The 13,398-nt window shown below is 33.0% G+C and carries 13 protein-coding genes and 1 pseudogene; 5 read left to right on the top strand and 9 right to left on the bottom strand.

Annotated features, from left to right (window positions below):
• Positions 1-106 precede the first annotated feature (106 nt).
• Together ACQVV1_RS16720 and ACQVV1_RS16715 are read left to right on the top strand one after the other, a co-directional pair.
• Positions 107-511, top strand: coding sequence for a hypothetical protein (locus ACQVV1_RS16720; RefSeq protein WP_431169184.1), 405 nt, complete (start codon positions 107-109; stop codon positions 509-511).
• A 1,244-nt stretch (positions 512-1,755) separates the two neighbouring features.
• On the top strand, positions 1,756-2,484 hold the full coding sequence (locus ACQVV1_RS16715) for a glycosyltransferase family 2 protein (RefSeq protein WP_431169183.1): 729 nt from the start codon (positions 1,756-1,758) through the stop codon (positions 2,482-2,484).
• A 1,432-nt stretch (positions 2,485-3,916) separates the two neighbouring features.
• Here ACQVV1_RS16715 and ACQVV1_RS16710 read toward each other — a convergent pair.
• The gene (locus tag ACQVV1_RS16710; protein WP_075313364.1) at positions 3,917-3,982 is read right to left on the bottom strand and encodes a YopX family protein; all 66 of its coding nucleotides are present in this window, start codon (positions 3,980-3,982) and stop codon (positions 3,917-3,919) included.
• 143 nt (positions 3,983-4,125) lie between these two features.
• On the opposite strand from ACQVV1_RS16710, the gene ACQVV1_RS16705 reads away from it, so the two are divergent.
• From ACQVV1_RS16705 to ACQVV1_RS16695, 3 genes are all read left to right on the top strand, one after another.
• A complete protein-coding gene (locus ACQVV1_RS16705; RefSeq protein WP_242253761.1) occupies positions 4,126-4,359 on the top strand; it encodes a CGEA protein in 234 nt (77 codons plus the stop codon).
• A gap of 175 nt (positions 4,360-4,534) precedes the next feature.
• The gene (locus ACQVV1_RS16700; RefSeq protein WP_242253762.1) at positions 4,535-4,780 is read left to right on the top strand and encodes a CGEA protein; all 246 of its coding nucleotides are present in this window, start codon (positions 4,535-4,537) and stop codon (positions 4,778-4,780) included.
• A gap of 31 nt (positions 4,781-4,811) precedes the next feature.
• The gene (locus ACQVV1_RS16695) at positions 4,812-5,789 is read left to right on the top strand and encodes a CgeB family protein (RefSeq protein ID WP_336376656.1); all 978 of its coding nucleotides are present in this window, start codon (positions 4,812-4,814) and stop codon (positions 5,787-5,789) included.
• A gap of 240 nt (positions 5,790-6,029) precedes the next feature.
• Here the strand turns inward: ACQVV1_RS16695 and pseI are convergent, their stop codons facing one another.
• From pseI to ACQVV1_RS16655, 8 genes and pseudogenes are all read right to left on the bottom strand, one after another.
• A complete protein-coding gene (pseI, locus tag ACQVV1_RS16690; RefSeq protein WP_336376657.1) occupies positions 6,030-7,079 on the bottom strand; it encodes a pseudaminic acid synthase in 1,050 nt (349 codons plus the stop codon).
• On the bottom strand, positions 7,072-7,632 hold the full coding sequence (pseH, locus tag ACQVV1_RS16685) for a UDP-4-amino-4,6-dideoxy-N-acetyl-beta-L-altrosamine N-acetyltransferase (protein ID WP_336376658.1): 561 nt from the start codon (positions 7,630-7,632) through the stop codon (positions 7,072-7,074). The genes pseI and pseH overlap by 8 nt, the downstream gene beginning before the upstream one ends.
• 1 nt (position 7,633) lies before the next feature.
• Positions 7,634-8,734 carry a UDP-2,4-diacetamido-2,4,6-trideoxy-beta-L-altropyranose hydrolase gene (gene pseG, locus ACQVV1_RS16680; RefSeq protein ID WP_336376659.1) on the bottom strand — a complete coding sequence of 367 codons (1,101 nt, stop codon included), beginning with the start codon at positions 8,732-8,734 and terminating at the stop codon, positions 7,634-7,636.
• A 39-nt stretch (positions 8,735-8,773) separates the two neighbouring features.
• Positions 8,774-9,769, bottom strand: a complete 996-nt coding sequence (locus ACQVV1_RS16675; protein ID WP_242253782.1) for a cytidylyltransferase domain-containing protein — start codon at positions 9,767-9,769, stop codon at positions 8,774-8,776.
• Positions 9,770-10,975, bottom strand: coding sequence for a UDP-4-amino-4,6-dideoxy-N-acetyl-beta-L-altrosamine transaminase (pseC, locus tag ACQVV1_RS16670; protein ID WP_242253783.1), 1,206 nt, complete (start codon positions 10,973-10,975; stop codon positions 9,770-9,772). It abuts the gene before it with no gap.
• Positions 10,975-11,937, bottom strand: coding sequence for a dTDP-glucose 4,6-dehydratase (locus ACQVV1_RS16665; protein WP_000699379.1), 963 nt, complete (start codon positions 11,935-11,937; stop codon positions 10,975-10,977). Before ACQVV1_RS16665 ends, pseC begins: the two co-directional genes overlap by 1 nt.
• The gene (locus ACQVV1_RS16660) at positions 11,934-12,959 is read right to left on the bottom strand and encodes an SDR family NAD(P)-dependent oxidoreductase (protein ID WP_000465151.1); all 1,026 of its coding nucleotides are present in this window, start codon (positions 12,957-12,959) and stop codon (positions 11,934-11,936) included. Before ACQVV1_RS16660 ends, ACQVV1_RS16665 begins: the two co-directional genes overlap by 4 nt.
• Before the next feature lie 238 nt (positions 12,960-13,197).
• Positions 13,198-13,397 (bottom strand): annotated as a pseudogene (locus ACQVV1_RS16655) (CDP-glycerol glycerophosphotransferase family protein); the annotation flags it as partial.
• Position 13,398: the final 1 nt, after the last annotated feature.

The following is a 13,398-nucleotide window of genomic DNA, read 5'->3' as shown; positions in this document are numbered from 1 at the left end:
TTTCGTATTACCTTCCGATGCGTTTCACAAATACGTAGGACTTTGGGGTTATCTAATCAGGCCTGGGGAATTTCATCAACCTGTTAAATGGATAAATACTTATAAAATGCATTCATTGGATTCTTATGTATTACTAGATAAATTTAACCCTAACGAATATGAATACATGATTTTTGAAGAGTTTGGTTTAGCTAAGCAGTTAAATCAAATATTAGCTTCTCATGGAATACATATAAATAATAGCTTTGAAGAATTTTTGACTTTAGAAGAAATACCCACAGATGCTGTAAAAGAAGTGAAAGATTGTTTAATTAAAAATGAGTGTATGAACGTTTATCCAGAAGATTTCCCTATTGTAGATGGGTCTGAATATGTATTCGCAGGTGAAAAGAAAAAATTCATTATTGAAACAGAAGAATATTATGATGATGTTACTTTGTATGATCAAACAAATTATTTCTGTAAGCGTAGCGTTTTTTTTGTACAACGAGCAGTTAGTTTTATTAACTAGCTGCTTTGTTGTGCAAAATGAAGTTTTTGTCCAAGTTTTTCACCATTCGATAAAATAAACATAATAATAGTTAATGAACAGACATTTATAATCAATCTCCTATGGAGCACTTTAATTAGGTGCTCCTTTCTACATATACAATTTAGATATCGTTGCGATAGGTAAAACTTTGAAGTTATCTCCATCTTTTCCCCGGCTTAACACTGTACGTGCGACTTTCATTGCTTACAGCGTCCCATCTTATCCTTTTATACTAAAGCAACTAGATTACAAACAATGTTGTACTCACCTATGTATTCATTCCCTTTTCTTACTAAAGGTCCAATCATCTTACTCGATTCTGTGAGTTACATATAGTTGATTTAGCTTTCAAAGAACAAGATTAGGGACTATCCCTCCACATTTGTTACATGCTTCGTTGGTACTGTGAAGAATAAAGCAATTTTGGTTTGTTAGAACCTTATATACATCTGTCTGCTAGTAGGTGTTAGTGACAGTTTCTTGCTTACCACGTTCCGATTGACTTAGCTATACATATATCCTTAGGTGCTTACTTTAAGCCTGTTATCTTTATATCCTCATCGTTAGATGTCCCGAATCCCATATCATTTACTCTTACTTTTCGGTAGATAACGTCTTCCTTGACGACATACACATTTCTAATGTATTAATACGTTCGCAAGTTTGCCAGTCCGTTATTTTGGACATTCTCACCATAGATATTTTGTAGCATCCCGACCTATCCATTACCATACGAGTTCTCACTTAGGTTTTGTTCAGCCGACTTCATCTAGCTTCATACAATTTGTGATTACTATCACGCCTTGCATGTAGGAGTATCAGATAAGTAATTTCAGCTCAACCTGACGGCTTTCATTCCTACTTTCAGTCAAACAGCTGTTGTTATCAAAGTGATAACTCTCCTCTTTCGTGTTTACACACTTATGAGGAAACGTGCCGCACAAATAGCGTTTTTGCAAACTTTTCCCGATTGTCTCTTCTTTATTTCTAACGCATGTAGTAATAATTCTATCCCCCTTTAACATCAGCTCATTTATGCAGAACAGATTTTACTATTGTGTACAAACATTTCTTCTTTTCATTAAATAATATATAAAGACAACTTACGTAACGGAGCGCTAGATACATGTGACCAATTATTTTTATGAAAGGGAGTTTTTTTTATTAATACAACACTAATTTCTCATTTCTTCAACGAAGAGTATCTGCTTCCATGGTGGTTAATGCATCACACAAAGCTATTTGATCATGGTATTCTTATTAATCGGGGGTCTACTGATCGTTCAGTTGAGATATGTAGATTATTTGCACCTCATTGGGAAATCCGCAATTCAAAAGTATTAGAGTTTGATGCCTTATTAGTTGATCAAGAAGTTATGGAAATCGAAAAAGAAATTACAGGATGGAAAATGGTATTGAATACCACTGAATTTCTTTGCTGTTTTGATAAGGAAGCATTTTTTTCATCTCTTACTGCTTTAAAACAAAACATGTATGCCATTAGAACTATTCTCATGGTCGATGATCCGACTCACAGTTATACTAATCCGAGATACGGAATTCCCCTTGTCAAACAGCGTTATCATGGGATAATAATCCATCCTAATCCACCTGCCCCTTACTACGGAGGTAGATTACTCCACAATTATTCACATGGTAACTATTGGGCAGGACGGCATTGGTCACCTCATCCATTTGTCGTTTACATGTATCCTGCTTTCGTTTTAAAATTCTTTTACAGTCCATGGAATAAAGCTATGCAAAACCGAAAATTGCAAATTGGTCCTACACTTTCTACACATAGCATCCAGCATGGCTTAGGTACTCATCACCTGGTAACACTAGATACATTGGAAAAAAAATATATACAATTTGCAACCTCTACTACTGACCTTCGGTTAGTCCCAGAATATCAAGTTTTATTTCCAAATTTATGTTTTCCTAACTATTAATACATCTAAAAAAACATTTCAAAACTTTCCATACAGACAAAAGTCAACTCGCCTTTACAAATCATCGTATTACTAGAATTACTCAAATAACAATTTTGTTGTAAAACTACACATACCTACACAGCATGCATAGACTATCGTGTGGTATTCTTTTTCAATGTTAGTTTTACTTAAGGAGCGCCTTGGAAAGCGCTCTTTAGTTTTTAAATAAAAATTCTGGTCAAATGATTCACACTCTTAGAAAAAGTCATATATATTATCATGTATTCTTTTACAATAAGAGTCTTGGTCTTAAGAACACTTTTAAAAGTGTTCTTTTAATTTATTTAGATTTATATACAGTAAACATAAAATAAACTGACAAGACATAGTTGCATTATAATCGTGTACATTTTTTGTACACGATTTCTTTTTATTGTGTGTGATAGGTAAGGCTTTGATATCATCTCCACCTTTTCCCCCACCTAACGCCGTACGTGTCGGCTTCCCGACATACGGCGTCCCATCTTATCCTTTTATACTTAAAGCAACTAGATTACAAACAATGTTGTACTCACCGATGTATTCATTTCCTTTTCTTACGAAAAAGTCGTATCATCTTACCCGATCCTGTGAGTTACATATAGTTGATTTAGTTTTCAACGAACAAGACTAGGGACTATCCCTCCACATTTGTTACATGCTTCGTTGATACTGTGTCCCCGACCTTCACAAGAATAAAGCAATTTCGGTTCGTTAGAATCGCATATGCACCTGTCTGCTAGTAGGCTTTGGTGACAGTTTCTTGCTTACCACGTTCCGATTGACTTAGCTATACATATATCCTTAAGTGCTTGCTGTAAACCTGTTATCTTTACATCCTCATCGTTAGATGTTCCGAATTTTATATCATTTACTCTTACTTTTCGGTAGATAACATCGTCATTAACGACATACACATTTCTGATGTATTAATCCTTTAGACCCATACATTCGCAAGTTCGTCAGTCCTTTATCGGACATTCTCACCATAGATATTTTGTAGCATCCCGACCTATCCATTACCATATGAGTTCTCACTTAGGTTTTGTTCAGCCAACTTCACCTAGCTTCATACAAGTTGTGACTACTATCATGCCTTGCATGTAGGAGTATTAGATAAGTAGTTTCAGCTCAACCTGACGGTTTTCGTTCCTACTTTCAGTCGAACAGTTGTTGTCATCAAATTGATAACCCTCCTATTTCGTGTTTGCACACTTATAAGAAAACAAGTCGCGCAAATAAGAATTTTATTTATTTTTCTAGTTACTCTAAATTTCCATAAATGCTGCCGAAAACTTAAGCCTTCTATCTCATCCTAATCAAATACCGTGTAGCATAACTTCATGTACTCGTTACATCCTACCTTATAATTCCATTCATCATTTGGACCTTGGAATAGCTGATCACTAAATCACACAATATCTTCCTCATAAACCTCCTTACCATTTTTATTTTTTAAACCTGTGTATCGTAGTATTTCACAGTTATCATATTAATCATGAAGGGATAAAACCGGAAAGTGACTTCTAATAGTCCAAGCACTTCATACTGCTCCCCCATACAATATAAAATGTTTGGAATTTACTACATTATTAAAAATTAGAGTTAGGAGGGTTTAATATGGCAGCATGTAAAGGTTTAGCTTGTGTTATATTCTCTGTATGGCCAGTGGGAATAGTTGTTACAGTTACTACTAGATCAGGTCAAATTATTGGTCCTGCTACTTTTACACAGTTCATTCCGCAAAATTGTGCGGTGATTTTAGTTGAAGAAGATGTGCTAACCCCCTCTTCAACCAATACTATATTCATAAGTTGTGAAGATATAGAAAGCATTACATTAACCACCCCTTAAGATGATTCAAATGGTTTTAGTTCGATCTATAATTAAGACATTCATTAGAATGTCTTTTTTTATTTCAATAATATTCTTTAATTTAAATTTCTTTCCCCTTCTAAAGGTTACTTGTCTACACATCCTTCTACATACTTTCATATGATACAGTATATTGTTTAAAGGAGGGAAAAATTTGTTCTTATGCAATTTATTTCGTTGTTCAGGTGGAGTATGTACTATTTTTAAAAATTTACAACCAGGCGAAGTCGTTACTGTGACTGGTAAATCTGGAAATATTATTGGACCTGCTGTTTTTACAAATTTTAACTCTAATACTTGTATCGTCACATTAGAGGAGGAAAATTCAATTACTCCTCCGACTATAAGTATTACTAAGATCAGTTGTAAAGAAATAGAAAGTGTTACGTTTAGCTCATAATATATTTTATACCTAAAGCAGGGATTGAAATATGAAACTCTTATACATTACTTCTGGTTACTCAAAAATCTATCAATATCTAGATCAAAGCATACAGGAAACACTTATCAATCAAAATTTCGAATGGTTAGCAGTACAGCCGAGTGAATTAGTAGAGCAATTGGATTTCATTACAGCAACTTTTCATCCTAATATTGTTTTCACCTTATTAGGTAATTATCTACCGCAAAAAGCAATTCAATATTTTAAAGAAAGGAATATTAAATTAGCTGTCTGGTTAACTGAGGACCCATTTTATATAGATACTTCTCTTCCTCTATTAAATAACTTTGATTTTATATTTACTATTGATAGCGAAGCACTTAAATATTACACAGCTTTAGGATATACCAATGTATATCATTTACCCTTAGCAACTAATATAGATATATTTAAACCTGGTCTAAAAAATTCAAAATATATAAGTGAAATATTGTTCATTGGATATCCTTATCCAACCCGAGTGAAATTGATACAGTTTCTTTTGGAAAAAACCCCTTATCACTATACTGTTATCGGTCAACACTGGCGAAATAAGTTAATTAAAAAATGGAAAAATCACCGAAGAATTAAGATTATAGAAGAATGGATTCCGCCTCAAGAAGTTGCGTTCTATTATAATAACGCTAGTCTTATATTAAATCCTCATCGTAGTTATCTATTTCCGCAGAATAAAAATAAAAATAGAGTAAAAAGTAATACCATTAATAATCGTACATTTGATATCGCAGCTTGCCAAGGCTTTCAAATTATTGAAGAAAAATCTGATCTTTCATCTTTCTTCAATAAAGATGAAATTATATCCTATAACAGCTTTGAAGACTGTTTAAATAAAATATCTCTTAATTTAAATGATACGATTTCAAAAAAATTAATGGTCGAAAAAATTTACAAAAAAGTTATTACACAACATACTTTTCATGAGAGAATCAATTTTATAACGAATATATTACAATCACAATTTAATTGATTTATTAAATTAAAAATTTCTTTTCTTTTATAATGATTCTGAATAAATTAAAATGCCTTTTTAATTTTATGAAAAGGCATTTTAATTTATCTTTTTCCGCCAGAAGACTCCCCCCTTAATTTTCCTGAAGGTGTGATTGCACCAACAAATAAATAGGAGATGCATATCGGTTAGCACAAGCTATCATGTTTACTACTACATACTTGAAATGAATTCCTATTAGTATTTCAGTATACTCTATCAAATTAAATCCCATGAAATAGGTGTTCCTTTTTTGATATCCTTACTCGCTTTCTTTCCGAGAATTTTGGATAAGTGTTTTGGCAATAAGCCATTACCTGGTCTAATAGCTTTAATATTTTCATTCGTGAATACTTCTCCCGCTTTTATGTCTTCTACAACATATAATGACCTTCTAAACTTTAAAGAGTCTTTTTCTAAATTAGTTGGTCCATAATATACATTACCTAAAGATTCCCATGCTTTTTCAGTTTCACTTACTAATAATTTAAATTCAGCAGGTTCCATTGAAAATTCAGCATCTACACCCCCGTCAGACCTCGAGAGTGTTAAATGTTTCTCAATTACTGTGGCTCCCAAAGCAACACTTGCTACAGATACACCTACTCCAAGTGTATGATCAGATAAACCTATTTCACATTTAAATAACTCCTTCATATGAGGTATGGTAGCTATGTTTGTAGATTTGGGAGATGCAGGATACGTACTTGTACATTTTAATAAAATTAATTCTTTACATCCCTCTTCTCTCGCAGCCCTTACTGTTTCATCTAGTTCAGCAATCGAAGCCATACCTGTCGAAATGATTATTGGTTTTCCTGTTGCAGCTACTTTACGTATGAGGGGGATATCAGTATTTTCAAAAGATGCGATTTTATAACAAGAAACATTTAATGATTCTAGAAAATCCACAGCAGTTTCATCAAATGGCGTACTAAATGGTATCATTCCTAATTCTATACAGCGATCAAAAATGGGTTTATGCCACTCCCATGGTGTATAAGCCTCTTTATATAAATGATAAAGTGATTTACCTTTCCATAAGCTTTTTGTATCTTGAATTAAAAAATCACCATTTTCTATATTTAAAGTCATTGTATCAGGTGTATATGTTTGAATTTTAAATCCCTGTGCTCCAGCCACTGCAGCTGCCTCTACAATTTGCAAAGCCCTATCTAATGATTGATTATGATTCCCTGACATTTCTGCAATTATAAATGGTGGCAAGTTATCGCCAATCTCTCTACCTCCGATATATATATTACTCATTTTTTTCACCTTCAAGTTCTTTTTTTATGGCTTCTTTCCTTTCCGTCCACTGTTCATGAAACAGGGTCATTGTAATGACATCAATATAATCATTATCCCTGCAAATATAGTTTTCATATCTTCCATCTTCTTGGAAGCCAAGTTTCTGATGGAAGTTTAAACTGATACGATTTGATTCTATTATTTCTGCACACACTTTGTGTATGTCTTTTGTTTCAAATATATAGTCTAATGCTAATAAACCTAATACAGTTCCAGCACGTCTTACGCCTTCCTTTTCACCTATATAAAATCCCCAATAACAAGTCTGATTCATTTCATCTATTTTTGTAAAATTAACAAATCCAATTGGCTTTTCTTTATATGTTAATAATCTTGCAACTTTTGTATCGTCCATTACTAGTTTTTCATACCACTTTAAATGTTCGTCTATTGTTATCTGATGATCTTCATACATAACCGTACGTATTTCTTTTGTATTCCTCCACTTTAAAATAAGTTCTAAATCTTTCTTTTCTAAACTTTTCAATTGAAAATCCCCTATATCTAACATGCTATCCTCCTAAAATAATTTTTGCTATTTCATCTGAATTACTGGCACACTGTATAGAAAGAGCTTTATTAGACATTTCTTTCACTATATTAGAATTTGATAAAAGCTTGCTTAGACATTTCGTAATCGTTTCATCCGAAACACTTTCAGCTGTACCAATGTTCCATGTAGCTCCAGCGTTCGACACAGCCTTGGTTACTTCAATTTGATTTGGAGCAGTTGTAATTGTTATAGAAGGTAATCCAAGAAAGCAGCGTTCCCATGTGGTTGTGCCACCAGCTCCTATCCCTAAATCCGCTCGTACGATAAACTCTTCCATATTCTCTATTTGACAATAGAATGAGGCATTAGAAATACTCCTGCAATAAGATTCAATCTCTTCTTTATGGGGATTTTGACTTCCTACTACTACATCTACTTTTAAAGTATCGCTACTTATATTTTGTATAGCTCTTAATGTTTTTAATGTTTCATTCGTTGCATCATGCCCCCCAAAAAATACAAAGATGCGTTCAATCTCGCCTGTTCTTTTTCTTAAAAATTTTTTAGCAGCATGAAACTCTGGTCGTAATATGGCATATTTAGGTCCTAATTTCACTAATGATTGCTCTGGTAATAAATCTTTATAGCGAGTATTTAGGTTATCATATAAATTTTGGTCTAGTAATAAATCACAGTCATGCATTCGATTTGCAAGATCATCAATTACCATAATCTTTCTTACAGTTTTTCTTAAAGCAGTCTCCCACTTATTATCTAATCCATAATGATCAACAATTAACCAATCAAACTTGGGAAGTTGCGACAAAATATCATTGGTCTGTTGTGCATCAACAAACCAATGATATTTTAGCCAATTCAAATAACTCCCGTGTACTGTACTTGAGAAATTCGTATTTTCACCATCTGCATCTAATAAAAACACATGAAATCCCTTATTTAAAATATATTGCTGCAGATCACCTTGCAGCTTACGACAAATGAAATAAATCTGAGCACCTTTATTCCGTAACTCATGGGCAAGTGTTAAACAACGCATAATATGACCGGTCCCTATTTCAATAGATGCGTCGGCGCGAAAGGCAATTTTTTTCTCAAGCAAGTTACTCCCTCCTCACTAAAAGCGCTACAATTTATTAATTTATAATTTTGTTTCTCTATTTAACTCATCTACTAACGATTTTTGATTTATATATTTCAGTTTCACATGACTATTGATTTGAATAAGTTCAGGATTTTCTAGGATGTAATCTTTTATTTGATGAAAAAATAAAGGTTTAGATTTTACATTCAGACTTTTATAAAGTTCATTGAACATATCTAAATCTGGTTGTTCATCTAATGTTAGCCTCCAAGTAGGGTAACGAAATGGAGGAGGGAGTTTTACTATATTGACTTGGAATAAATGGGGATTATTTATAAAATACAACGGAAGGTATTCTGCATAGGTTAAAGTTTTTTGGGTTTGTAGCAATCGTTCGATTGCCTCTAATGTAAAAATATCGCCTGCTGTTCCAACAGGTAACGTACTTAACTCTGCCTGTGTATAATCTGCACCGCTTTTCAAATGTTCATCTAGTAAAAAAGTATTGATTTCTGGTGACACAACTGGGCAATCTCCTGTAATCCGCATTACAATGTTTGCATTTTCTTGTTTGGCAGCTTGGAATATGCGATCAGCAGTATTTTCTGGATCACCTCTGAAAATTTTAACCTTCCTGTCTAAATCAAATTTTTCCAAAGGATCATCTTGTGCTATATCTGAAGTAGCAAGTATGACCTGATGTTTTCCTGGAATAGCTAATGTATTTATAAGACATCTTTCAATGGAAGGAATTCCGTGTATTGGTAATAATGCCTTTAAAGGTAACCTAGTAGATTTTAACCGGCAAAGTACAATTATTACTACTTTTGGAGGTTCAATAACCTCTTTTGATAATGGGGTACCTGCAGACAAATTATATAAAGCTATCTGAGGTAATAATTCCTCTGCTTCAAGCTGGTTAAGTGCATTTTCAACAACATCTAGTTCCATAGCTATTTTATTAGCTGTAATAATCTCTCCTTTTTTTATATCGATTTTTGTAACAGCTCTTAACAATTTTTGATTTTGCAATCTTAATAACACCCCTTTCATTTAATGTTTAGCAACTCTATAAAACGAAAGAACTTTTCTCACCGCTTTTATTACATCCCATACATCAGCTTCTGTCATTTTCGGAAATAGAGGCAGTGTAATAATTTCCTCATATACATTTTCTGCTTGTGGACAAATACCTTTTTCATAACCTAATTTTTGATAAAACGGTTGTAAATGTACGGGTATATAGTGCACATTCACACCGATATTTTCTCTCTGTAATGCCTCGTAAATTTCTTTGCGATTACATTTTAATAATTTAGTATTTAAACGAATAATATAAAGGTGCCAACTTGATTCGGTCTGAGGCGATTGCTTTGGTATGATGATTTCAGATAAACAACTAAATTCTTTATTATAGATGTCTACATATTTCTTTCGAACCTTAATAAAAGAGTCTAATTTACTTAACTGTGATAACCCAAGAGCAGCTTGTATATCCGTTAATCTGTAGTTGTAACCTAAGAATTGCATTTCATAATACCAAGGCCCATGATTTTCAAGAAGTTTTTGAGGATTCCTTTCAATTCCATGCGTACAGAATTGAACAAGTTTTTCATAAAACAGTGGATTATTTGTAGTAATTACTCCGCCCTCTCCGGTAGTAATATGTTTCACCGGATGGAAACTAAACATTGTCATATCACCAATAGAACCAATCTTTTTATTTTTATATGTGGCTCCTAATGCGTGGGCTGCATCTTCAATGATAATCAAATTATTTTCTTTTGCGATTTTCTTTATTGCCTCTAACTCTACAGGCTGCCCAGTAAAATGTACGGGAATCATGGCTTTTGTTTTGCTTGTAATCTTTTCCTCTATAGATTTAGGACTAATGTTATATGTTTCATTGTCAATATCTGCGAATACTGGCTTTCCACCCTGGTATAAAATACAATTTGCACTTGCTACAAATGTCATTGGAGTTGTAATTACCTCATCTCCCTCAGTTATGCCAGCTGCATAACAAGCAGCATGCAGAGCAGCTGTACCATTTGAAAAAGAAACAGCGTATTTTGCTCCCACATATTTCGCTATAGCCTCCTCAAACTGTTGAATCGTTGGCCCTGTCGTTAAAAAATCCCCTTTTAATACATCTACAACCGCCTGAATGTCATGTTCATCAATTTGTTGTTGACCATATGGCAAATATGTTTCTCTAACAGGCTTTCCTCCATGTATACCGAGAATTTCCCTTACCATTATTCTTTCTCCTTAGGGTTACTTTTTAAAGATTTAATCCACTCTTCTGTTTTAATAACTCCATCTTCTAAAGAAACTTTCGGTTCCCAACTCAATATTGTTTTTGCTTTTTCATAGTTACATAATAATTTTTGAATTTCACTTTGTGGATGGATATGAGTTACATGTTGAATACTTACTTTATTTCCTGAAATCAATTCTGCTAATTTATTAATTGATATATCTTGTCCTGTTCCTGCGTTAATAATATGACCATTTGCTTTTGAAGAGTATCCTGCTGCCACAACAAAATCCGCACAATCTTCAACATACAAAAGATCTCTCGTTTGTTTCCCATCTCCATAAATATTTAGTGGTACATTATCTAATTTATTATTTATAAAAATAGCAACAACCCCACCTTCACCACCAGTTTTCTGGAATGGGCCATACGTATTAAATGGACGAATAACCACAACTGGCAGCTTGTAAGCATAATAGTAAGATAAAACCATGTTTTCAGCAGCAATTTTTGACCCAGCATATGGAGAAGCTGGTTTAATCGGGTCTAATTCTGATATTCCTTGTATATTAGTAGCTTTATCGTATACCATACACGTACTCATAAAGACCATTTTGACATTATGCTTATGACATTGTTCTAACAAATTAAAAGTACCTACTGTATCATTTTCAAAAGTTGTTCTAGCATCGTCTATACTATCTTGAACATTAATACTCGCTGCTAAATGATAACAAAGGTCAAATGAATTATTTTCAAATAATTGAGCAACTAATTTTTTATCTTTAATATCTCCTTGAATGCATTGTTTTAAATTTAGATCGTGTGCAAACTCGGTAATATTTGCAGTAGTTGAATTTGCTAAGTTGTCTAATATCCATACTTCATGCTTATCCTGCAATAATCTCTTTACAACCCACCTACCAATAAAACCTGCACCACCAGTTACTAATATTTTCATAGTTTCTCCCCTCCTGTTAATAGTTGCTGGTTTAATATTAAATTTCTAAGCTCTTCTTTTGAAATAGCATTTTGATTATCAGAACGGTAAAACCCTGCCTTCGCCCTTTTTGCATTTTCATATTGAGCACCCTTTTTTAATGGGCTAGGAATGATAAACATATCTGGTAATTCAAAAGCCTGTAAAGATTCATCATGTGTCATAAGTTCTTCATACATTTTTTCACCAGGTTTTAACCCAATTTCTTCAATTTTAATATTCTCCTTGGGCAATCCATATAACTTTGTAACTTCTTCTATCATCACTTCACTTAAATCGTTTAATGAAATAACTGGCATTTTTAATATAAAAGTTTCACCACCCTTTGCTATTTTCATTGCTTCAATTGTTAACATAGTTGCTTGGGTCAGTGTCATCATAAATCTACTCATACTAAGATCCGTTACAGTTATTTTTTGGTTTTCTTTAATTTGATTTTCAAATAAAGGAATGACAGAGCCTCTTGACCCCATAACATTTCCGAAGCGAACACTTGCAAATATCGTTTCACTTGAACCTTTTGAATATTCCGCTGACGTAATCAATCTTTCAGCAGTCAATTTTGTTGCACCGTAATTATTTGTTGGTGAAATCGCTTTATCAGAACTTGTAAAAACTACCTTTTTTACTTTCTGAGCAATTGCCGCTTTTATTACATTTTGTGTTCCAAAAATATTGGTCAAAACTGCTTCAAACGGATTATATTCACAAAACGAAACATGCTTCATCGCTGCCACATGGAACACATAATCAATATTTTCCATTGCACTATATAATCGATCGTAATTTCGAATATCCCCAATTAAATAGCGAATATTTTGATTTCTACCCCTGAGTTCTTCTTGTAATAAAAATTGATTATATTCACTTCTACTAAAAATCCTTACAACTTTGGGCTTTTCTTCTAGAATATTAGAAAGAATGCTCTTTCCAATTGTTCCTGTTCCACCAATAATTAAAATGTTTTTATCTTTAAAAAACATATAAATGCATACCTCCTCTTATTGAAATAATTTTTAGTCAAGAAAACTCCCTTCTCAATTTGTATGTAGTGCTATTGCACCAACAAATAGGTGGGAGATAAATTAGCTTTTTGAATAGCAAAACATACGATGCTGTTTTATATTTTTGGTACAGGTTGCTCATTGAAAACTGAAAATATGAGGTTGTTTAAGGAGTTATCTTTGGTTGAAATGAAGATATTTTTTCAAACTCTAACTACAACTGCGTTTCTTCTATTTGCTCAATGGACAGTTGTTTATAAAAATTATTTACTTTCATATTATTTTTTACATCATCGTCTAAATATTGATAAAAATTACTCAGTAATGGCAAACGGATATTATAATGGTTTAGCTCAGAAAAAACATTTATATATTCCGGATTTAGTTCCCGGTAATTTCCAAATAGATATCACTCAAC

The sequence above is a fragment of the Bacillus basilensis genome (assembly GCF_050630465.1).
GTDB classification, from domain to species: domain Bacteria; phylum Bacillota; class Bacilli; order Bacillales; family Bacillaceae_G; genus Bacillus_A; species Bacillus_A basilensis.
Note: the sequence above shows the minus strand (reverse complement) of the source record. Positions and strands in the feature narration are given on the sequence as shown.